Genomic DNA, 22,426 nt, shown 5'->3' with positions numbered 1-22,426 from the left:
CTCGATGACACAAGTCCGGCTGCCGCAATGGCCATCGGCCAGCCCTGCGAGTCCGGCGCGAACAGCCCGGCATGGACGAGCGGCAGGCCGTACACGCACAGACCGGGCACGGCGACCGGGAACCGCGGGCGGCCGCGTCGACGGTGTCGTCCGGCGCTGACGGCGGGAGCGATCAGGGACAGCATCGGACCTCGATTCCCGAAATCGGGTGCGCCGCAGGCACGCGTCGTCGAACCGGACCGGGGCTTCCATGGCAATTGCGATTGCAGGCATGCATGCTGACCGGATCGACGAGGGCAGTGGCGATGTTCAATTCCCGGCCGACCATCCAGACCGTTGCGCTCACGGCGGGCGTGCGCGTCCACGTGATCGACGACGCACTGAGTGATCCCGGACGCTGGGTCGCGCTGGCCGCGGAACATCGCGATGCCTTCGAGTCGGCGCCATTCAATGCCTATCCGGGGCTCGAGTTGCGCATGCCCGACGAGCTGTCGGCCAGGCTCGATGCGTTTTTTGCCGAACACATCCGCGCTCGCCTCGGTGCGCGGCGGACCATGCGCATGTACAGCCGGCTGGCAATGGCGACGCGGCCCGTCGACGAACTCGAACCGCGCCAGTGGATCTGCCATCGCGATCGCCTCGAGGTCGGTCCCGACCGCGTCATCGCCGCGTCGGTCGCCTATCTGTTCAAGGATGCCGCGCAGGGCGGCACGGCCTTCTTCGTGCCGCGCCGCGATGCGCATGAAACGGCGATGCTGATCCACGAATCGGGCCAGCTCGCGCCGGCCGAGTTCACGCGCAAGTACGGTATTCCGCCGTCCTATCCGGTGGCATCGAATGACTGGTTCGAGAAAGTCGGCACGGTCGAAGCAAAGTGGAACCGGATGATCTTCTATGACGGTGGCGCGCTCTTCCATTCCAGCGACATCGAGGCGCCCGAACGCCTGTGCGTCGATCCGGCCAGAGGACGCCTGACCTGGAACGGCTTCTTCGTCTGTCGTCGCGCAGCGGCGGCGGGAAGCGACGCAGGCTGAGCGAATCCTGCCTGCGCGCCGGAAAACCGCGCGTCACGGAATCGTGATCGGCCCGATCTCGTCCATGACCAGCGGGTCGCTGGCCGACTGCGCTCCGCCGAATCGATGATTGTCGGCCGTCGCTGCGAGCGGACGATAGCCGCCGTCGTAGTCCCAGCTGGCAATATGGAGTCTTGCGCCGGCAAGCGACATCGGTCGACCCAGGGCGGCGGAAGAAAGGGTGAAGGTCAGCGTGTTCCGCTCGCGATCGACGCGCAGGTCGGCGCCAGGGCCGAGAGGCGTGCCCTCGTTCGAGGCCGAGGCCCCGTCCGCGCCGAACAGCGCATTGCTCCAGCCGCCGGCACGCAGCCGGTAGTGCCAGCGCATGCCCTCCGGAAGGCGGGCGTTCTGCAGGGGCATGACCGTCGCACCACCGGCGCGGCTGGGCATTTCGAGAAACAGGGTCGGCGCCAGATGATCGAAGCCGTTGGCCGGATTCCATGCGGCCATCAGGGTACGCATCTCGAGGGTGATGCGCAGCGATCCGCCCGATGTCGCAATGCGCACGCCGCGCAGGTCGAGCGGCCGGTTGCGGGTCCAGTCCGGATCGGTTGGGTAGACGTAGCGGCCGCGCGGGCCGTGGTCGTCGTCGGCCGGGTCCGCAACGGCGATCCGTTCCTGCCAGGTGCGTCGTACGGTGAAGCGCACGGGCTTCGAGAGCGCCGTCGGTTGCCCGGACCAGGCGACGACCGTGTGTTCGATCGCCGGATCGATGAACTCGGCCGTGTCGAGTCGGGCTTGCCAATGGCCCTTGGCACCGACCTCGACGCGCGCTGCGCTGTCGAGATTGCCGTCGACGACGAGGCGCAGTTCGCGCAGCCGGCCTGCGCTGCCGGACAGGACGAGATCGCCGTCGACTCTGCGCTGCCCTGGCCCGTCGAGAGTCAGGGCGGCGACGGTTTGTTGGGTGCTGCTGCCGTAGCCGCTGATGCGCCAGACCGTGCCGCTGCGTGCCGGCAGGCGCAGGGTCAGGCGCCCATGGGCCCCTGCCGTGAGCGCCTCGGCTTCGCCGTCGATCGCGAACAGCGGTTCGAGCCGCGTGCCGGCGGCGAGCCCGCTGTCGAAGTCGGCCAGCAACGTTTCGTGGTCGGCGGAATTGAGCACGACCAGCACGGTCTGTTCGCCTTCACCCGTCGACCAGGCCAAAGCGCCCGGCCCCGCGGCATTCTCGGCGAGTACCTTCGGCCGGCCGCGCGCGAGCACCGGATGCGTGCGGCGCAGTGCGCTCAAGCGCTGGATATAGCGGTACATCGGCGCATCGCGATCGAAGTGATCGCGACCGTTGGCGCCGAAGCCGCCCTTGAACATCGCTGCGCGCTGCTCGCGGAAGCCCTGTTCGGTGCCGTAGTAGATGACCGGAATCCCGGGCAGGGACATGATCGTCAACAGCGCCTGCCTGAGTCCGGCCTCGCTGCCGCTGGCAAGAAAGCGCTCGACATCGTGGTTGTCGACGAAGCTCGGCATGCGATGCGGATCGGCATGCACGCGCATCATGCTGCGGATGCGGTGGCCAAGCACGGCACTGGGCCGGCCGCGCGCGAATACATCGAGCGTGCTGCCGTACAGCGGAAAGTTGATCATCGCCGGCAGCAGCGGCTTGCCCGTTTCGTCGCGCATGTAGCGGTCGATGCGCCGGGCGATATCCTCGGAATAGGGCGAATCGAGGCCAAAGCCCTCGCCGAATAGCAGGAAGTCCCTGCGCCCGCTGGCACGCGCGGCGCGCAGGATGCCCGGCGCGCCGGGCTCGTCGGCGTGGAGAAAATCGGCGAAGAAGGCCGGCGGCACATAGAAGGCCGTGTCGACCCGGTACGCATCGACGCCGACCTCGCGGATCCAGTAGTCATAGCTCTTGCGCAGGGCCGTGCGCACGGCAGGGCTTTCGGTATTGAGGTCGTCGAGATCGGCCAGTTGCCCGTTCAGTTCCTGATTGCGGTCGCTGAAATCGACGATGCGAGGCGTCCAGTGGTAGATCGCCGCCTCGCGGTCGGCCTTGCGGCGCACGTCGTTCAGCGAGAACGGGAACTGGGTCGGCGCGCTGTGCGGCTTCGCATCGATGTTGATGGCGAAGTGGCGAGTCGGATCCAGCGCATCCACGGCGCCGTCGTAGCGGAAGAAGTTGCCGACGTGATTGACCACGATGTCCTGGACCAGGGCCATCTTCCGCGCATGCAGGCAGCGTGCGAGCGTGCGGTAGTCCTCGAGCGTGCCGAAGTGCGCGTCGACCTTCTCGAAATTCTCGGCCCAGTAGCCGTGGTAGCCGCCATAGCCGACCCGCGCATCCCACCACTGGTTGGCGACGGGCGGCGTTATCCACAATGCGGTTGCGCCGAGGTCCCGGATGTAGTCGAGGCGGCGGCTCAGGCCGGCGAGGTCGCCGCCACTGAAGCGCGCACCGTCGGCCGGGTCGTACTCGCCGGCGCCCTGGTCATTGTTGCGCGCATCACCATCGTCGAAGCGGTCGATCATGGCGAAGTAGATGATCTGGTCGCGCCAGTCCGGCGATGGCATCTGCAACGAGCCGCGATCGCAGTCGTGCGCAGCGTACGCGGGCTCCGCGGCAACGGATGTGAAACCCGGTGCGATCAGCAGTGTCAGCGCGATCAGGCGAAGCAGGGCAAGGATCGGTTGCATCGGATGTCCCTTCTTGGTTCCAGCGCAAAATGGCCAGGCGCGGCGGGTGCGCGTACTTGCGAAAGCGCGACCGCCTGCGCCTTGCGGCAACGCAGCAAGCGCGACGCTGCCTGATCACGTCCTTCTTTTATGACCTCTGCGCGGCAAACGGCCATGAATACGTATGCAAGAACGGTCACGCCGGAAACGCTGGGGATACCATCATCCGGCGCTCGGGGGAAGCAGGTTACGAGAGCGCAATCGACCAGGCGGAGGGTGGTTCCACCCCGCCTGACAGTATTCGGGGTTCGCAGTTCTTGGGGGTTGGAAATGGTGTATCTGAAGCGCAACATGCTGAGCGTCGCCCTGGTCTCGGCGATCATGGCCATGTCGGTCCCGGCCCGGGCCCAGGACGCCAGCGACACGCCGGATTCGTCCGCTGCCGATGTCGACGCGGCGGCCAGCAAGGCAGAAGAAGAAAAATCCAACACGCTGGAAACCGTGAAGGTCTCCGGCATCCGCGCCGGCATCGAAAGCGCGATCGAGGTCAAGCGCGATTCCGACAAGATCGTCGAAGTGATTTCGGCCGAGGATCTCGGCAAGCTGCCCGATGTGTCGATCGCCGACTCGCTGGCGCGATTGACCGGACTCGCGGCGCAACGTGTTGCAGGGCGCGCTTCGACGGTCAGCATCCGCGGCCTGTCCGGTGACTTCGGCACGACGCTGATGAATGGACGCGAGCAGGTCAGCGTCGGCGACAACCGCACGGTCGAGTTCGACCAGTTCCCCTCCGAGCTGATCAACCAGGTGGTCGTCTACAAGACCCCGGATGCCTCGCTGGTCGGCCAGGGTCTTTCCGGCACGATCGACCTGCGTACGATCCGCCCGCTGAGCTTCCAGGAGCGTGTGGTTTCGCTCAACGCACGCGGCGAAAAGAACTCGCTCGGCAAGGTCAACAGCGATTCCGACGACATCGGCAGCCGCGTCAGCGCCTTCTACGTCGACCAGTTCATGGACGACAAGCTCGGCATCGCGCTCGGCTATGCCCGTCTCGATTCGCCTGGCCAGGCTCAGCGCTGGGAATCCTGGGGCTACCCGTCTGATGTGGGCGGCGCCAACGGCAATTATGTTCTCGGCGGTGCCAAGGTGCAGGGAACGTCCACCAGCAATGTGCGCCAGGGCCTGATGGGTGTGCTCGAGTTCAACGCCAGCGATCGCTACTCGACAATGCTCGATGTCTACTACTCGAAATTTGACAAGGCCGAGACGACACGCTTCATGGAAACGCCGCTCGGCTGGTCAGGCGCTTCTCTGCAAAACGCAAACGCCCAGAATGGCGTGATCACATCCGGAACATTCACCAATGTCCGACCGGTCCTGCGCAACGATCTGAACGAAGGCAATGACAAGCTCTTTGCGATCGGCTGGAACAACAAGTTCACGCTGTCTTACGACTGGACAGCTGAGATCGACGTAAGCCATTCAAAGGCCGACCGAGACGAGAGCATTCTTGAAATGTACGCCGGTACACGCGCCGGAGTGACGGATACCGTTGACTTCCAGTGGGATCGGACCGGCTTTCCCACGTTTGACTATGGCCTCGACTACACGGACCCGAACGTCATCGTGTTGACCGATCCGGGAGGCTGGGGCCAGGACGGGTACATCAAGACGCCGCAGATCAAGGACCAGTTGACCTCGTTCCGGGCCAGCGCGGAGCGTGCCTTCAGCGGTGGCGCGTTCTCGAGCATGGAGTTCGGCGTCAACTACTCGGATCGCGAGAAACAGCGCAGCGTTCCGGAAGCCTTCCTTGACTTGATCAACGACGAGACGACGGTGCCGGGGAACTTCCTGATTGCGCCGGTCGACCTCGGCTTTGCCGGCGTTCCTGGCAGCCTCAGCTATCAGATCAATCCGGTGCTCGCGCAGTTCTACAACTTCCGCGACAACATCAACGCCGACATCGTCAACAAGCAGTGGAAGATCAACGAGAAGGTGACCACGGGCTATGTGCAGTTCAACCTGAGCACCGATCTGGGTTCCATTCCGGTACGCGGCAACATCGGCGTGCAGGCGGTTTCGGTCGACCAGACCTCGGACGGATTCGAGGTCCTGCAAGGTGATGCCGCCAATGCGGTGCCATTCTCAGGCGGAGACACCTACACCGACTACCTGCCCAGCCTGAACCTGGCGTTCGAGTTGCCCGCGGACAATACCTTGCGATTCAGCCTCGGTCGCCAGGCCGCTCGCCCCCGCCTCGACCAGCTCCGTGCCAACAACAACACCAGTCTGACCCTGGACGGACAGAATGCGGGTTTGTGGACTCGTGACGGCGGCAACCCGGAGCTGAAGCCGTGGATCGCCAACGCACTGGATCTTTCGTGGGAGCACTATTTCGGCAAGCGTGGCTACTTCAGTGCGGCCTACTTCTACAAGGATCTCAAGACCTACGTTAAGCCGGAACAGGGCACATTCGACGCCTCGAGCTTGCCCGTTCCCGATGGCTACGACGGTGAAGTCTTGCCGGTCGGTTACTACACGCGCCCTGTCAACGGCAATGGCGGCATGATCAGCGGCATCGAGTTCGCGCTGTCCATTCCATTCGACATGTTCTCGCCCAGGCTCGAAGGTTTCGGCCTTGTAGCGAATTATTCCAATACGCGCAGTGCCATCAAGCTGATTGAAGACGGTCCGAACATTTCGGTGCCGGGTCTGTCCAGGGTCGTCCGCAACGTTTCGTTGTACTACGAGAACTACGGATTCCAGGCTCGTATCAGCCAGCGCTCGCGGTCGAACTTCCTCGGCGAGGTGCAGGGTTTCGGTGCGGACCGTGCGCCCCGCCTGATCGACGGCGATTCGGTACTCGATTTCCAGACCGGTTACACCTTCAGCGACGATTCGGCGTTGCATGGAATGACCATCCTGTTCCAGATCAACAACCTGACCAACGAGCCGTACCGCGAGATCTTCCCGGACAGCCTGTTGACCCAGCGCACCGAAAAATACGGCCGCCAGTACCTGCTCGGCGTGACCTACAAGTTCTGATTTCCGCCTCTCCACGACACCCTGCCGGCCCTCAATGGCGGCAGGGTCTTTTTTTTGCGTGACATTTGGCCCGGTGTTGCGGAGTCAACAGGAATGGCGGGCTGCACCGCAACCGGGCGGCTGCCCATATCGGCGATTCAGGCGGTTCATGCGATGATGAACGCTACCGATCCGGGTGGCCGCGAGCGTCAGCGCGGGCAGCGGCAGCAACCGGATCGAAGCCGTCAACGCAGGAGAGTCCCATGGATACCCCGGACCGAGCTGGCCCACGCCCGTCATGGATTTTTCGTGGCGCGCTGGTGCTGATTCTTGCCTATGCGCTGTTCGTGCTGGCAATGATGTGGTGGTGGGATACCGAGCCCGATCATTTCGATCCGATCAAGGCGACCCAGGCGCGGGCGACGGCCAGACAGCAGCCGGTCGTGGTCGGCTCGGCGACGACCAGTGCGCTGATCGACACGATCCAGGTCATGCTCGACAAGCGCGGCGGTTACCTGAGCAATGACAAGCTGCCGCCCGGCCTGCTCATGGACAATATCCCGAACTGGGAATTCGGCGTGGTCACGGCCTCGCGTGACCTGACCCGCGCGTTGCGCAACGAGTTCAGCCGTTCTCAGACCCAGTCCGTCGAGGACAAGGATCTGCAAGAGGCCGAACCGCTGATCAGTTCCCCAAACGACCGCTGGCTGCTGCCGAGTTCGGAGAGCCAGTACCGCAAGGCGATCGAACGTATCGACAGCTACGCCACGCGCCTCGCCGACAACGACACCGACGATGCCCAGTTCTACGCACGTGCCGACAACCTGGTCGACTTCCTCTCGGTCGTGTCGACCCGGCTCGGCTCTCTTTCGCAACGGCTCTCGGCCAGTGTCGGCCAGATGCGCATCGACACCGACCTGGCCAACGATCCGAATGCGCAGCAGTCCAAGCCGACGGCGAGCTCGCGCGTGGTGAAGACACCCTGGACGAAAATCGACGACAACTTCTACGAGGCCCGTGGTTACACCTGGGCCCTGCGCGAGCAGCTCGAGGCGATCCGCGTCGATTTCGGCCCGGTGCTGCGCGACAAGAACGCGATGGTCAGCCTCGATCAGGTGGTGCGCGAGATCGAGGAGGCGCAGAAGCCGCTCGGCAGCCCGATCGTGCTGAACGGCTCGCCGTTCGGCTTCTTCGGCAACCATTCGCTGGTCCTGGCCAACTACATCTCGCGCGCGAACGCGGCGCTGATCGAATTGCGCGAGCTGCTCAGGCGCGGCTGAGCGAGCGCAAAGGGCAACAGGCAAACCTGCGCTGCCCTTGTAGGAGCTCCCTCCAGGGGCGATGCCCTTCGCCATTCCGGACAGAAGCTTCGCCCCTGAAGGGGGCTCCTGCACAGAAACGTGGTGCGCATTCCAGGCAGGAGAGCATCCGCGGTCCCGTTCGGATCGGCCGGCCGGGTCAACCGCTTGCGGCCCGAAACTGGCGGAAAACATCGGCTATCCGACTCCCTGTGATTTTTCCTGCTCCACTGCGAATCACGCAGGCACACGGCCACAATCAGACAGGCAAGGGGATGACGCGAACGATGGCATTCACGGCAGTTGGATCGCAACGCGAACGCTTTGGGGAGCTGCTTGAGCGGCATCGCAAGATCGTCTTCAAGGTCGCCAACAGCTATGCGAACCTGGCCGAAGATCGCGCTGATCTGGCTCAGGAAATCAGCGCGCAGTTGTGGCGGGCCTTTCCCGCTTACGACGGATCGCGCCCATTTTCGACGTGGATGTATCGGATCGCGTTGAACGTCGCGATTTCACATCTGCGCAGAACCGGGCATCGCGCCCTGCACACCCTGCCTCTCGACGAATCCGCGCACGAAGGAGCCCTTGTCGGCATTATCGCCGGGCCCGATGAGCGCGTGCGTGCGCTCGAGGCGTTCATGGAACGGCTTGAACCTCTCAATCGTGCCCTGTTCCTGCTTGTACTGGAAGAGCGCGCGTATCGCGAAATCGCCGAGATCCTCGGCTTGAGCGAAACCAACGTCGCCACGCGCATATCGCGCCTCAAACAACGCATCCGCAACGACACTTCATTCAACGGGTAATCAGAAATGGCAACGATGGAATTTGACGACATGAAAGCCGCCTGGCAGACACTCGATCGACGCCTTGAACAGCAGCATGCGCTGAACCTGCGGCTTTTCCGTGACTCGCGATCGGACAAGGCGCGCAGCGAATTGCGCCCGCTGTTCTGGGGCCAGGTCAGTCAAATCGCACTCGGGCTAGCGATGATCCTGCTCGGCGTTTCGGCATGGAACAGGGTCGATCCACCAACCCACCTGCTGGTCAGCGGCATCATCGTGCATGTCTACGGGGTGCTCGCGATAGCGCTGGCCGGCATCACCCTCGGCATGCTCGGCCGGCTCGACTATTCGGAGCCGGTACTGGCGATCCAGAGGCGCCTGGCCTGGCTCCGGTCGTTCTACATCGGCGCCGGCATGATCGTCGGATTGTCCTGGTGGCTGTTCTGGATTCCGTTCGCCGTCGTGTTTTTCGCCTGGCTGTCGGGAGGCGACTTCTACGTTCGTGTCCCACTGCTGCTCGCGGTCTGGGTGCCGGTCGGGCTCGCCGGCCTGGTGGCGACCTGGATGTTCCATCGCTGGGCATTGCGCAGTGGTCGCCCGCGACTCGTGCGGGCCATGCACGAGGCCATGGCCGGCGGCAGCCTGGTCCGCGCGCAGGCGGCGCTCGAGGAAATCCGGCGCTTCGAGAGCGAGTAATCGATAGCTGGCGCCTTGGGGCGGCAAACCGACTGCCGCAGCCGGCGGATGCCGCCGTCCGCCCACCGGGCCCTTGACTCCTTGCGACGGCTCAGAAACTCTCGGGGCTCCGCGCTGTGCGCCCGAAGGAAACGACCAATGAGCCTGAAAATCACCCATGAGTCATCCGCGCAGCGCTTTGTCGCGGTGGTCGAGGGACAGGACTGCGTCCTCGAATACCGCCTGTCAGGCAACACCATGACGATCGCCCACACCGGCGTGCCGGCCAGCCTCGGTGGCCGCGGCATCGCCGGGGAGTTGACCCGGTTCGCCCTGGCGACGGCGCGCAAGGCCGGCTGGAAAGTGGTTCCGGCCTGTTCCTACGCCGAAGCGTTCTTCAGGAAGCACCCGGAATACGCCGACCTGCTGGCCTGAGGCGCGGCAGGCCGGAACGCGCCGGGCTCAGCGCGGGCGCCTTTCGATGTTCAGGATGCGCTCTTGCGGTGGCGCTCGACGCCGGCAAGGATCTCGGACTTGGCGTCGTCGGCATTGCCCCAGCCTTCGAGCTTGACCCACTTGCCCTTTTCGAGATCCTTGTAGTGCTCGAAGAAGTGGCCGATGCGGTCGAGCCAGTGGCGCGAGACCTGCTCGATGTCGTTGATGTGTGAGTAGCCCTCGAACACCTTCGGCACCGGCACGGCGACCAGCTTTTCATCGGCGCCGGCCTCGTCGGTCATGCGCAGCACGCCGACCGGGCGGCAGCGGATCGCCGATCCGGGAACCAGGGGCAGCGGCAGGATCACGAGTACGTCGAGCGGGTCGCCGTCGCCGCCCAGGGTCTGCGGTATGTAGCCGTAGTTGCACGGATAGCGCATCGGCGTCGACAGCACGCGGTCGACGAAGATCGCGCCGGTGGCCTTGTCGACCTCGTACTTGACCGGTTCGGCGTCCTTAGGAATCTCGATGATCACGTTGATTTCGTTCGGCACGTCCTTGCCGGTGGAAACGAGCTGCAAAGCCATGGTGACTCCTGGAGGAAAAAGAGCACGCGAAAAACCGCGGCCGCGAAAACGGGGCCGTCATCATACGGCACCGGGTGGTGCGGTGCAGCATCGAGTGCCTAGCCGTGCATCGGCCGGGCAGCGGACGTTCAGGAACCCGCAGCGTCGGGGGCGCCGCGCAACCCCGCCGGGGCGGCGCCGCCAGGCGGGAGGCTTCGGGAAAAAGTCGTATGATCCTGCGCTGCGCGCCAACGTGGCTGCGCCGTCGGAGCGCCGCAGCCATCGCGCTGGACCCGGTCTGTCGGCTGGCCGCTGTCGGGCGCGTGCCGTTGCAGTCAAGGCGGGTCATGCATGAACGACGAGAACAGCCCCGAAACCACACGCCGCGATGTCACCCGGATGCTCCAGGGCTGGAGTCGCGGCGACGCCAAGGCCGCGGAAAACCTGACCGAACTGGTCTATGCGCAGATCCGCGCCATGGCCGGCAAGCATCTGCGCGCGAACGGCGCCGGCGGTCCGATGCAGGCCACCGAGCTGGCCCATGAGATGTTCATCCGCCTGCTCGAAGCCAACGTCGACTGGCGCGACCGCCGGCATTTCTTCGGTGTCGTCAGCGCCGCCCTGCGCAACATCCTGATCGACTCGGCCCGCGCCGCGGGCAGCGCCAAGCGCGGCGGCGGCCTGCTCCACGTGACGCTTTCCGGGGCCGGTCATGTCGTTTCCGACAGCGGCGAGGCCAGCGCCCTGCACGATGCCCTGCTCGAACTGCGCGAGCTCGATCCGCGCAAGCACGAGATCATCGAGTTCCACTACCTGCTCGGGCTCAAGCGCGAGGAAATCGCCGAGGCGATCGGCGTCTCCGTACCCACCGTCGATCGCGAGCTTCGTTTTTCGAAAGCCTGGCTCAAGGAGCGCCTCGAAGCATGAATCCGGCGCGCTGGAAGCGATTGCAGGAGCTCTTCGAAGCGCTGCTCGAGCAAGCGCCGGCCGAGCGCGAGGCCTGGCTTGCCGCCCATGAATCCGACCCGGCGCTGCGGGCCGAAGCGCTGGCCCTGGCCGCCAACCACGACGCCGCCGAACCGGTGCTGACCCAGCGTCTGCGCGAAGTGGCCGATGCGGTCGTGCCGCAACCGGCGAGCGGCATGCGTCTGGGTCCGTATGTCCTGATCCGCGAAATCGGCAGCGGCGGCATGGGCACGGTGTTCCTGGCCGAGCGTGTCGACGCCGAATACGATCGCAAGGTCGCGATCAAGCTGATTCGCGGCATTCCGACCAGCGAAGCAACCCAGCGCCTGCGCCGCGAGCGGCAGATCCTGGCCAACCTCAGCCATCCGAATATTGCCCCGCTGCTCGATGGCGGCACCAGCGACGCCGGCCAGCCCTATCTGGTCATGGAGTTCATCGAGGGCCCGGCGCCGGACGGACCGGCCGGCGACACTCCGGCACGGGCGCCGACCATCAGCGAGTACTGCAGTGCGCACGCATTGCCATTGCGCAAGCGTCTGCAACTGCTGCAGCAGGTCTGCCGGGCCGTGCACTACGCCCACCAGCGCCTGGTCATCCATCGCGACCTCAAGCCGGCCAACGTGCTCGTGCGCAGCGACGGCACGCCGGTGCTGCTCGATTTCGGCATCGCCAAGCTGCTCGACAGCGAGGCCTCGGGCCAGCAGACACAGACCGGCGTGCCCTGGTTCACACCGGCCTATGCCAGCCCGGAGCAACGTACCGGCCGCACCATCAGTACGGCCACCGACATCTATGCCCTGGGTACGCTGCTGTATCAGTTGCTGACCGACGCGGTGCCGCGCACGGACGCCGATGGGCGGCTGCCAATGCCCAGCACCGGGAAGTCGGAAGGCGCGGTCGGCAGCGACCGCGAACTCGACATCATCGTGGCCAAGGCCAGTCATCCCGAACCCGATCGACGCTATGCCTCGGCCGAGGCCCTGGCCAACGACATCGAGCGCTACCTGCGCGGACGACCGATCCAGGCCGCCCCCGACAGCGCGGTCTATCGCATCGGAAAGTTCGCGCGCCGCCATCGCTGGGCGCTGGCCGCAGTGGCCGCCATGCTGGTCATGGCGGTCGTCATGTTCGCCCGCCTCGCCATCGAAAACGAGCGCGCGCGTCGGGCCGAGGCGCGGGCGCATGTCGAGTCGGCAACCGCCGGCAGCGTCGTCGAATATCTCGTCTCGCTGTTCGATGCTGCCTCTCCCGACAAGATCGGCAAGCGCATGATCTCACCGATCGAGCTTGTCGATACGGGTGTTCGCGAAGCGCGTCGCAAGCTTGCCGAGCAGCCGCAGCCGCGCGCGCGCTTGCTGTTCGCGCTCGGCGAAATCTATTCGAAGCTCGGCAAGGGCGAGCAGGCGATCGCGGTGATCGAGGAAGCCGTGGCGACCGAGCGCGACCTGAGCGAGCCGGCGCAGCTGGCGCGCTACCTGGCTGGGCTCGGCACCGTGCTGAATGCCTCCGAGCGGCACGGCGCGGCCATTGCAGCCCTGCGCGAAGCGCGTGGCCTGCTCGAGGCCGAAGCGGAAGGCGACCCCGGACTGCGATCTGAAGTGCTGACGTCGCTTTCCCTGGCCCAGGCCCGCACCGGTCAGATCGCCGCGGCCATTGCCGACGCCGAGGAATCGGCGCGCTGGGCCACCAAAGCCGATGGCGGCGGAGGCGAACGCCTTGGCGAAGCCAACAACGCGCTCAGCGAAGCGCACTGGCGCAACGGTGATCTGGCCATCGCGCAACAGATCGCAGAGCGCAACATCCGTCGCCTTGTCGCCGAGGGCAGCTCGGGCAATGCCGTGCTGCTGGCCGAGACCTACCTGGCCGCCATCCTGGTCGACCAGGGAGAGCGCGATCGCGCCGAGAGCCTGTTGCGCGACGTCATAGCCGAGCGCCTGAAGACGCTGGATGCCTCGAGCGACTGGCTGATCACCCTGCGCAACCAGCTCGCCACCGTGCTGCGCGTCCAAGGCAAGCCGCTCGAGACCACCGAGTTGTTGCGCCAGAACCTGCTCGCGATGGAGCAGCGTGGCGAAACCGACACGCCGTCGTACATGATTGCGCTGAACAACCTCGGCTCGATGCAGGACCAGATCGGCGACTACGCAGCGGCCGAGCCGAATCTGCGCGAGGCCCTGCGCCTGGCGCTGGCCGAACACGACCCGGCCAGCGCGCGCCCGGACATCTACCGGCAGAGCCTCGGCCGCGTCCTGATGCTGGCCGGCAAGCAGGCCGAGGCGTTGCCGCTGCTCGAGCCGGAAATCGTCGACGACGGTTCGGACGACCGGCGCATCGCGCGCCTGCGCCGCCTGATCCATCTGGCCGAATGGAATCGGCTCGGCGGCCGTCTCGAGGCGGCCGAGGATTTCGTTCGCCAGGCCGAAGCCAATGTCACCGCGGTATTCGGACCGGGTCACTTGCGCGCCTCCAGCGTGGCCCGCGAGCGCGCCCTCGTCGAACGCGACCGCGGCGATCTTGCCGCCGCCGAAGTCAGCATGCGGCGGGCCTTGCAACTGGCCGAAACCGGTTTCGGGCCCGAGTCCAATCCGGTCGTGGAGATCCGTGTCGAGCTGGCCGACCTCCAGTTGCGCCAGGGCAAGCAGGGGCCGGCAGCGGAAAACCTCCAGGCCAGCCAGTCCAGCGTGCGCTCGAAATTTGTGCCGGGATCGCCCACTTCCGTGCTGTTCGATCGGCTCGGTGCGCGCGTCGGTGTCGCCACGTCCGCGGCGTCGCCCAGCGAGGGTTGAGCCGGCTGACAACAGGACCCGTTGGCCGCAACGTGCATCGGCCAACAGAATCGTTTCGGCGCCTCAGGTCGAATCGAGGCGCTATGCTTGGGCCAGGCCAGATCTCGAGGTGCCCGAGTCGTGAACCCCAGCAACGTGGATGTGGCGATCATCGGCGCCGGCACGGCCGGATTGTCGGCCTACCGCGAAGTGCGCCGCTATACCGACAGCATTGCCCTGATCGAGAGCGGTCCGTTCGGTACGACCTGCGCACGTGTCGGCTGCATGCCGTCGAAACTGCTGATCGCTCCGGCCGAGGCCCGTCACCGGCTCGAACGACTGCCGGCGTTCGGCATTGCCGCGGAGGTCGGCCGCGTCGATGGCGTGGCCCTGATGCGCCGGGTCAGGAGCGAGCGTGATCGCTTCGTCGGCTTTGTCATCGAGTCGATGCAGGGATTCGACCCCAGTCACATCATCCGCGCCCACGCGCGCTTCGAGGACGCGCACAGCCTGCGCCTCGACCGGGCCACCGACGCCGATGTAACGGAGGCGGCGGCCGACGGAATCCAGCGTCTGCGTGCCGACCGGATCGTTCTCGCCACGGGATCGCGACCTTTTATCCCGGCCATGCTGCATGCGGCCGGCGACCGCCTGATCGTCAACGACGATGTCTTCGAATGGCAGGACCTGCCCAGGTCCGTTGCGGTCTTCGGCGCCGGCGTGATCGGCCTCGAACTCGGTCAGGCCCTGCATCGGCTCGGCGTGCGCGTGCGCCTGTTCGGTCGCGGTGGAGGCCTCGCCTCCATTTCCGATCCCGAGGTGCGTGCCTATGCCGCACGCACGATCACCGCCGAATTGCCGGCCAGCCTTGATGCCCGCGAGGTTCGTGTTCACCGCGACGGCGATGCCGTTGTCATCGACTTCGTCGACGACGACGGCAATGCCCGCAGCGAGCGCTACGACTGGCTGCTGGCGGCGACCGGGCGCACCTCGAATCTCGACCGCCTCGGTCTCGAGAAAACCGGCCTGGTCCTCGATGCACGCGGCATTCCGCTGTTCGGTCCGCTGACCATGCAATGCGGCGCCAGCCACATCTTCGTCGCCGGCGATTCCGCCGCCGATCGACCCGTGTTGCACGAAGCCGCCGACGAGGGCCATCTGGCCGGCCACAACGCGGCGCGCTATCCAGGAGTCTTCAAGCACGTGCGGCGCACGCCGATGGGCGTCGTCTTCAGCGATCCGCAGATCGCCTTTGTCGGCAAGCGGCACGCGCAGCTGGTCGCCGAGGGCGTGGACTTCGCGATCGGCCAGGTTTCGTTCGAGGACCAGGGCCGTTCGCGCGTGATGATGGTCAACCAGGGCCTGATGCGTCTGTACGGCGAAGCCGGGACCGGCCTGCTCCTAGGTGCGGAAATGATCGGACCGGAGCACGAGCACCTGGCCCATCTGCTCGCCTGGGTCATCCAGATGCGCATGACCGTCACCGACATCCTCGAACTGCCGTTCTACCATCCGGTCATCGAGGAAGGCCTGCGCACCGGCCTGCGTGAACTCAATCGCGCCCTCGGCATGGGACCGAAACCGCCGCTGCGCTGCATCGACTGCGGGCCGGGTGGCTGAATCGGCCGGTTGGCGCAACGGCGGATGCGCCACGGCAACCGGCTCTCGTCGTCCAACACCCACGTCAAACCGAGTAGCCGAGATGCAGCCCCGGCTTGAGTGCGCTTCTCAGGCCCCTTGCCTTGCTCTGTAATAAGCGACAAGTGCATTTGCGTGGCCGTGGCCAATCTTGTGCTCGGACTTGAGGAGAGCCACCTGCTCCATGTGCTTCCTGTCTTTCACGGAATCGAGCACCTCGAACCAGTGCGCCACGGGTCTCCCGTAGTTCTTCTCGATGGATGGAAAATACGAAGCCGGCCCTTGAACCTTTGTGTCAGTAGTCATGAATGTCTCTCGCCGTGGGGATGAGGCAGGCAGAGAGCCAACTCGGCCCGCCTGATCTGCCCTGCCTATCCGACGAACGAGACCGAACGGGATCGACACGCGTCAGGGATGGCGCGATCTCAGCGACCCGAACCAAGGGCGAGAAACTGCCGGCCGCTCAGCGCCCGTCGCTGGTGCTTTCGCGTGCTTCGCCGAGCGATCGCAGCACCGCGCGGTGTGCCGCCTTCGACACGAGGACGATGGCCACCATGCCAATGATGGCACCGGCCAGCATCGGCAGGTTGTGCTGCCAGGGGTCCGCAGTCCCGGACAGGCCTCTGGCCACCAGTTGCTTGCCGGCATGCCCGAGCCAGACCTCGATGATCGAATGCAGGCCAAGCACGAGGCTGGCCAGCACGAAGCCGCCGAAGCGGACACCGGCAGCGCCGAGCAGGTAGCTGATCAGGGCCGGATTCAGCGGTGTCAGGCGTAGCAGGACCTGCAAGCGCATGCCTTCGCGGACGACGGCGCCCTGCAGGGCGCGCAGCAGCGGGCGCCTTTGCAGGGCGTCCTGGATAGGATCATGCAGCAGCCAGCCCGCCAGGCCGTACTGCAGCGCGGCGGCGAGGATGTTGCCGAGCAGGGTCAGGCCGAATCCCCATGCCAGCCCGAACAGGGCCCCCGCGGCGAGGCCGAACACCGATTCGGGGAGCAAGGCCGAGGTGCCAAGCACGAGCACGCCGACGAAGGCCAGCCGACCCCAGGGCCCGAGCGCGGCGATCCCGTCCTCGATCGCCTGCAGATGCAGTTCGGCCTCATGCCCGACCACGGCCAGCACGATGATGACGAGGACGACCACGAGTGCCGGCGCGAGGATCGAGCGCAGCTCGCGCCTGAGCAGACGGCGTGCGTGTGGGCCCGGGGGTGGCGGTCCCTGGTCACCGGGATTCACGCGAGTCCCCTTGCGGAGGTGGGGCGCCACGGTACGCCGTGGCACCCGGGCTCAATCGAACAGGGCGAGCAGTTCATCGCGCGAGAGCGAACGGTTCTCCGCCTCGCCACGCCGCCGGTATTCATAGGTGCCTGCGGCCAGCCCGCGATCGCCGATGACGATCCGGTGCGGAATGCCGATCAGCTCGGCGTCGGCGAACATCGGGCCCGGACGCAGGCCGCGGTCGTCGAGGGCGACCTCGATGCCGCGCGCGCCGAGTTGCTCGTAGAGGCGTTCGGCTTCCTCGCGCACGGCCGCGCTCTGGGCCATGTTGATCGGGCAGATCACGACCTGCCAGGGCGCCATCGCCTCGGGCCAGAGGATGCCGGCCTCGTCGTTGTTCTGCTCGATCGCGGCGGCGACGATGCGGCTGACGCCGATGCCGTAGCAGCCCATCGACATGACGCGTGCCTTGCCCTGGTCGTCGAGCACGGTCGCGCCGAGCGCTTCGGCGTACTTGCTGCCGAGCTGGAAGACGTGGCCGACCTCGATGCCGCGGGCGATCGACAGGCTGCCCTGGCCGTCCGGCGAGGGGTCGCCCTCGACCACCTTGCGCAGGTCGGCGACGCGCGTGACGCGCGCGTCGCGTTCCCAGTTGGCATTGCGCAGGTGCTTGCCTTCGGCGTTCGCACCGCAGACGAAATCGGCGAGCGCGGCAGCGGCGCGGTCGACGATCACCGGGATCGAATCGGGCAGGCCGACCGGGCCGATGAAGCCCGGCTTGCAGCCGATGGCGCGGACCAGCTCGGCCTCGTCGGCGAGCACCGATTCGCCGGGCAGCTCGTCCAGGCGCGCGGCCTTGACCTCGTTGATCTCGTGGTCGCCGCGCAGGCACAGGGCGACCAGGCCCTCGTTGCCGCGCACGATGATGGTCTTGATGCACTGTGCCGGCGCGACGCCCAGAAACGCCGACACTTCGTCGATCGATTTCTGCGTTGGCGTGTCGACGCTCTGCATCGCCGCAGCGGGCGCCGGACGATCGCCCGCGGGCGCCAGCGCCTCGGCCTTCTCGACATTGGCCGCAAAGTCCGATCCGTTCGAGAAGGCGATCGCGTCCTCGCCCGAATCGGCCAGCACGTGGAACTCGTGCGAGGCGCTGCCGCCGATGGCGCCGGTGTCGGCGTCGACGGCGCGGAAGCGCAGGCCGAGGCGCGTGAAGATGCGGGTGTAGGTGTCGTACATGTTGCGGTATTCGGCCGCCAGGCTTTCCGCATCGACATGGAAGGAGTAGGCGTCCTTCATGAGGAATTCGCGCGCGCGCATGATGCCGAAGCGCGGCCGGATCTCATCGCGGAACTTGGTCTGGATCTGGTAGAAGTTGATCGGCAGCTGCTTGTAGGACTTCAGCTCGTGGCGGGCGAAGTCGGTGACCACTTCCTCGTGGGTCGGCCCATAGCAGTAGCCGGCTTCCTTGCGGTCCTTGATCTTGAGCAGCTGGCCGCCGAATTTCTGCCAGCGGCCGGTTTCCTCCCACAGCTCCTGCGGCTGGATCGAGGGCATCAGCAGTTCGACCGCCCCGGCCCGGTTCATCTCCTCGCGCACGATCGTCTCGACCCGACGCAGCACGCGCAGGCCGAGCGGCGACCAGGTGTAGATGCCGGCGGCGAGCTTGCGAATCATGCCGGCGCGCAGCATCAGCTTGTGGCTGATGATTTCGGCGTCGGCGGGGACTTCCTTGACGGTGGCGAGGTGGAATCGGGACAGGCGCATGGCTTCGGTTCGGTCCGGGTGGACCGGCGATTCTACAGAAGCGCACGGCGTTTCACCGCTACGCCGACCCCGTCCCGCGCTACCAGCGTGAGCACACCTGGACGATCCCGCGCCGAGCGGACCCACGAATATCCGGTTCCGGCTGCATCGTGGCCTGCTCCGGGGAGCCATCCCTGAGGCCTCACGGATGGCGCCGAGTTCGCCGCGAAAGCGCTCGGCCAGGCCACCGTTCACGCTCGAATAATCGACGTGAAGGGGCGGCCGATTGCCGATACGGATGTAGTGCTCGAACTGGACGTCAGAGATGGTCCGCGCGATCAGTGCGCTGCAGATACCGGACAGGGGCAGCATCCAGGGCGGCGCTTCGAGGTACCAGCAGATGGCGACGACAAACACCGCGACAAGGATTGGCCTGGCCCACATCGGAAGGCGAAACGTTTCGCAGGCCATGCCCAGCAGGCCTGCGGCAAAAGTAGTGAAGAACAGCCAGGCAAAAAACGTCGGCACGTAGTGCTGCATGAAATATTCGAATCGTGCGCTCATGGTTGCACCGGGATGTCATCCCGTCCGCTGAGGTCCGCGCTGGCGAGTGTCGCCGGAAAACAGGCGCGCAACAGCGCAGCCACGCGGTCGATCGCTTCCAGCAGGCCGGCCTGGAATTCGCCGCGCGCGCACCGTGCCGACAGTTCGTCGGCAATGACCTGCCATTGCCTGGGTTCGACGCGCTCGGCAATGCCGCGATCCGCCACCACGGTGACTGCACGCTCGGCCATCTGGATCTGTATCAGGACACCATTGTTCCGCTCGGTATTCCATGCGCCCATTTCGGAAAACCTGTTCCGCGCGTGCTGGAGCGGAGAAAGTCCGCGACGGATGTCGACGACGGGCCAGCGCGTCTCCAGCGCCACGAATATCCTGCCGAGATGACCGCGTCCGGATTCGGCGATGCGCTGGTCGATGGCCTGTTGCAGGGTGCGGGTGTACCAGCGCCCCGACAGCAACGGTGCCAGCAACGAATGCACGATCACGCGGCGAATGGTCTGCCAGCGAGATGCCGTTGTTCGGCTCGGCGCGGCTGCCACCTCGCCCTGGCTGGCCGATGCGCGCGTTTCACCATCGCTGCGAACCGTGCTCTTCGGCCGCCGGCCGCCGTGATACATCTTGCTCCACTCCCTGCGCATGGCCAGCAAGGCGAGCAGCGGGGTGGCGAGAAAGACCATGATCGAAGGGGCGTTTGCCAGATGAAGAAGCGAAACCGTGACGGAGAGCGACACGGCGAGCTTGACCGGTTTCGGCCATTGCGGGAAAAGCAGGGCGATCAGGGCGATCGGCCCGAGCAACATCGAGGCCCAGAGCGTCTCGCGACGAAGGGCGCGTGGCCATGCGTCCGGCCAGCTTCCCTGCGAACCCAGCAGGGCGCCGACGACAAGCAAGGCGGCCAGGCCCACGCGACGCGCGTTCCGTTGCATCACAGCAGCACCGGGCGGTCGATCAAATCGTTTTCGCGCGGGATGTCCGGTAGCGCCGGCAGCGCCTGGCGCAACAGTCCGGACAGGGCATCGACTGCGGTCAGTGCGCCGGCCAGGAACTCTCCGCGGGCGAAGGCTGCTGCGGTATCCAGGCAGATCCTGCTCCATTGCGGGTCGGGGACGACCCGCGCAATCCCGCGATCGGCCACGATCTCGATGGCGCGTTCGGCGAGCAGCGCGTAGACCAGGATCCCGGCGTTTTCGGCAGTGTTCCAGACTTCCAGCTGGGCGAATACTTCCTCGGCGCGTTGACGCGGCGTGCAGCCCCGTGCAACGGATTTCAGACCGATTCGTGCCTCGATGGCGAATACGATATTGCCCCGATGGCCGGTTTCCGATTCGGCGATGCGGGCAGCGATGCGCTCGAAGCTGCTTTCCGGGAAATACCGTTCGGTCGCCCACCAGGCACCCAATGCGTTTGCCGCCAGGCGACGCCAGCGATTCATCAATAACTCCCCGATGCGCCGCCGCCGGAACGACCGCCGCCGCCCGACCAGCTGCCGCCGCCACCGCCACCTGACCAGCCGCCCATGCCATCCCCGCTTGCGAATCCCCGTGCGATGCGAGCGAACGGAATGAGGTTGAAGGCGAACACCAGTCCGGAAAGGAAGTAGAGGAAGGCTGCCCCCGGCAGCAATTCCGGCGGCAGGTAGTCCATCTTCCACGTCACGCCGGTACCGATGACAGTGGCGGTCAGCGCCGCTGAAAATTCCCGTCCCTTCGGCCAGCAGAAAACGATGCCGATGACGAACGGAAAGGCGAACACGGCCGGAAAATAGCGATCGATGAAATCGCCGATCGGATAGCGTGTTCCGCCGCGCGATGTGCGAGCCGACGAACGCGCTTCGCCGTCGATCAGGCCGATCAGCTGATCGGTCGCCAGGTCGAGACCGGCGGCGTAAAGCTGCTCGCGAAACCGTGGTCGCAGCGTATCGGCAATGATGCGGCCGGCCTCCACGTCGGGGAGGGCGCCCTCCAGTCCGTAGCCGACTTCGATGCGAAGGGTGCGGTCGTTCTTCGCCCACAGCAACAAGACGCCGTCGTCGATCCCGCTGCGGCCGGGCTTCCAGGCATCGAAAACGCGCGTGGCGAATTGCTCGATGGTTTCCGGATGCGTGGTCGGCACGATCAGGATCAGCAATTGCGCGCCGTTGCGCTGTTCGAGGGCGCGCAACTTGTCCTCCAGCGCCGACTTCTGTTGTTCGCTCAGGGTCGCGGTGGTGTCGGTGACATGGGCTTTGAGCACGGGCACGGAAACCGCGGCAAGGGCTTGCCCGGCGCAGGCGCCGAGGGCCACACCCAGGGCCCAGGCCTGCCAATGGCGAACAGGGGTGCTCATCGCGAGGACCGTCAGTCAGTTGCGTCAGGTGCGGCTTGCGGTTGCCGCGCAGCGGTCGGCGCTGGAGACAGCGAACGCCGCGATGCCAGCTCGGAGAAGTCCACTTCCGGTGGCCTGGCGATCTCGTCCGGATTGGCGACCTCGAAGTTCGGCTTGACGCTGTAGCCGAACAGTCTCGCCGTCGTATTCACTGGGAACCCGCGAATCAGCACGTTGTAGTCGCGCACCGACTGCACGTACCGGGTTCGCGCAACGGCAATGCGGTTTTCGGTGCCTTCCAGTTGCACCTGCAGGTCGCGGAAGCGTTCGTCGGATTTGAGCACCGGATAGTTCTCCGTGACCATCAACAGCCGCGACAGGGCCGAGGACAGTTCGCCTTGGGCGGCCTGGAAACGGGCCATCGCCGGCGCGTCGTCGGCGAGTTCTTCCGAAGCCTGGATGCTGCCGACCCGGGCGCGTGCCTCGGCCACGCGGATCAGCACCTCCTGTTCCTGGGTCGCGTAGCCGGTGACCGTGTTGACCAGGGCGGGTACGAGATCCGCCCTGCGCTTGTACTGGTTCATCATCTCGGCAAGTTGCGCCTTCACATCCTCATCGGCGCTCTGGATCCTGTTGTAGCCGCAGCCGCCGAACAGGAACGGCAAAAGCATGCACAAGCAAATCGTCTGTATACGGCGCATGTCCCCAGTCCCTCATTGTCCTGCGATCCTGGCGACCGCGATCGGCGCCCGACATTCGGC

At 65.8% G+C, this 22,426-nt stretch carries 18 protein-coding genes; 9 read left to right on the top strand and 9 right to left on the bottom strand.

What is annotated here, in order from left to right; genetic code table 11:
* Positions 1-305 precede the first annotated feature (305 nt).
* The gene (locus BM125_RS04555) at positions 306-1,034 is read left to right on the top strand and encodes a DUF6445 family protein (RefSeq protein WP_139224852.1); all 729 of its coding nucleotides are present in this window, start codon (positions 306-308) and stop codon (positions 1,032-1,034) included.
* Positions 1,035-1,067: 33 nt separating this feature from the next.
* On the opposite strand, the gene BM125_RS04550 is transcribed toward BM125_RS04555, so the two are convergent.
* Positions 1,068-3,704, bottom strand: a complete 2,637-nt coding sequence (locus BM125_RS04550) for an alpha-amylase family glycosyl hydrolase (protein ID WP_092405352.1) — start codon at positions 3,702-3,704, stop codon at positions 1,068-1,070.
* A gap of 309 nt (positions 3,705-4,013) precedes the next feature.
* Between BM125_RS04550 and BM125_RS04545 the strand changes: the two genes are divergently transcribed.
* The 5 genes from BM125_RS04545 to BM125_RS04525 all read left to right on the top strand — a co-directional run bounded on the left by BM125_RS04545 (position 4,014) and on the right by BM125_RS04525 (position 9,897).
* Positions 4,014-6,728 (top strand): TonB-dependent receptor, encoded by a 2,715-nt coding sequence (locus tag BM125_RS04545; protein WP_175497911.1) that lies wholly within the window; start codon positions 4,014-4,016, stop codon positions 6,726-6,728.
* Between the two features lie 242 nt (positions 6,729-6,970).
* Positions 6,971-7,987, top strand: a complete 1,017-nt coding sequence (locus tag BM125_RS04540; RefSeq protein ID WP_092405348.1) for a DUF2333 family protein — start codon at positions 6,971-6,973, stop codon at positions 7,985-7,987.
* A 305-nt stretch (positions 7,988-8,292) separates the two neighbouring features.
* Positions 8,293-8,808: an RNA polymerase sigma factor gene (locus BM125_RS04535; RefSeq protein WP_092405588.1), complete on the top strand. Its 516-nt coding sequence runs from the start codon at positions 8,293-8,295 to the stop codon at positions 8,806-8,808.
* Positions 8,809-8,838: 30 nt separating this feature from the next.
* On the top strand, positions 8,839-9,483 hold the full coding sequence (locus BM125_RS04530; RefSeq protein WP_139224851.1) for a serine/threonine protein kinase: 645 nt from the start codon (positions 8,839-8,841) through the stop codon (positions 9,481-9,483).
* Positions 9,484-9,621: 138 nt separating this feature from the next.
* Complete coding sequence (locus BM125_RS04525; protein ID WP_092405344.1) at positions 9,622-9,897, top strand: GNAT family N-acetyltransferase; 276 nt, start codon at positions 9,622-9,624, stop codon at positions 9,895-9,897.
* 50 nt (positions 9,898-9,947) lie between these two features.
* Here BM125_RS04525 and ppa read toward each other — a convergent pair whose 3' ends face one another.
* On the bottom strand, positions 9,948-10,484 hold the full coding sequence (ppa, locus tag BM125_RS04520; RefSeq protein ID WP_092405342.1) for an inorganic diphosphatase: 537 nt from the start codon (positions 10,482-10,484) through the stop codon (positions 9,948-9,950).
* Positions 10,485-10,814: 330 nt separating this feature from the next.
* On the opposite strand from ppa, the gene BM125_RS04515 reads away from it, so the two are divergent.
* The 3 genes from BM125_RS04515 (at position 10,815) to BM125_RS04505 (ending at position 15,814) form a co-directional block, all read left to right on the top strand.
* Positions 10,815-11,390, top strand: coding sequence for an ECF-type sigma factor (locus BM125_RS04515; RefSeq protein ID WP_092405340.1), 576 nt, complete (start codon positions 10,815-10,817; stop codon positions 11,388-11,390).
* Complete coding sequence (locus BM125_RS04510; protein WP_092405338.1) at positions 11,387-14,215, top strand: serine/threonine-protein kinase; 2,829 nt, start codon at positions 11,387-11,389, stop codon at positions 14,213-14,215. The genes BM125_RS04515 and BM125_RS04510 overlap by 4 nt, the downstream gene beginning before the upstream one ends.
* Before the next feature lie 120 nt (positions 14,216-14,335).
* Positions 14,336-15,814, top strand: a complete 1,479-nt coding sequence (locus BM125_RS04505; protein ID WP_092405336.1) for a dihydrolipoyl dehydrogenase — start codon at positions 14,336-14,338, stop codon at positions 15,812-15,814.
* 108 nt (positions 15,815-15,922) lie between these two features.
* On the opposite strand, the gene BM125_RS04500 is transcribed toward BM125_RS04505, so the two are convergent.
* The 7 genes from BM125_RS04500 to BM125_RS04470 all read right to left on the bottom strand — a co-directional run bounded on the left by BM125_RS04500 (position 15,923) and on the right by BM125_RS04470 (position 22,366).
* Positions 15,923-16,138, bottom strand: coding sequence for a DUF4287 domain-containing protein (locus BM125_RS04500; RefSeq protein WP_092405334.1), 216 nt, complete (start codon positions 16,136-16,138; stop codon positions 15,923-15,925).
* Between the two features lie 157 nt (positions 16,139-16,295).
* On the bottom strand, positions 16,296-17,069 hold the full coding sequence (locus BM125_RS04495; protein WP_175497910.1) for a TVP38/TMEM64 family protein: 774 nt from the start codon (positions 17,067-17,069) through the stop codon (positions 16,296-16,298).
* A gap of 51 nt (positions 17,070-17,120) precedes the next feature.
* Positions 17,121-18,818, bottom strand: coding sequence for a proline--tRNA ligase (locus tag BM125_RS04490; RefSeq protein ID WP_092405586.1), 1,698 nt, complete (start codon positions 18,816-18,818; stop codon positions 17,121-17,123).
* 539 nt (positions 18,819-19,357) lie between these two features.
* Entirely contained in the window at positions 19,358-20,287 is a 930-nt protein-coding gene (locus tag BM125_RS04485; protein WP_175497909.1) for a TPM domain-containing protein, read from the bottom strand.
* Positions 20,287-20,793 carry a TPM domain-containing protein gene (locus tag BM125_RS04480; protein ID WP_092405584.1) on the bottom strand — a complete coding sequence of 169 codons (507 nt, stop codon included), beginning with the start codon at positions 20,791-20,793 and terminating at the stop codon, positions 20,287-20,289. Before BM125_RS04480 ends, BM125_RS04485 begins: the two co-directional genes overlap by 1 nt.
* Complete coding sequence (locus tag BM125_RS04475; protein ID WP_092405328.1) at positions 20,793-21,686, bottom strand: TPM domain-containing protein; 894 nt, start codon at positions 21,684-21,686, stop codon at positions 20,793-20,795. The genes BM125_RS04480 and BM125_RS04475 overlap by 1 nt, the downstream gene beginning before the upstream one ends.
* An 11-nt stretch (positions 21,687-21,697) precedes the next feature.
* Positions 21,698-22,366: a LemA family protein gene (locus BM125_RS04470; RefSeq protein ID WP_092405326.1), complete on the bottom strand. Its 669-nt coding sequence runs from the start codon at positions 22,364-22,366 to the stop codon at positions 21,698-21,700.
* Positions 22,367-22,426 lie beyond the last annotated feature (60 nt).

It is taken from the genome of Dokdonella immobilis, from assembly GCF_900115085.1.
GTDB classification, from domain to species: Bacteria; Pseudomonadota; Gammaproteobacteria; order Xanthomonadales; family Rhodanobacteraceae; genus Dokdonella; species Dokdonella immobilis.
Note: the sequence above shows the minus strand (reverse complement) of the source record. Positions and strands in the feature narration are given on the sequence as shown.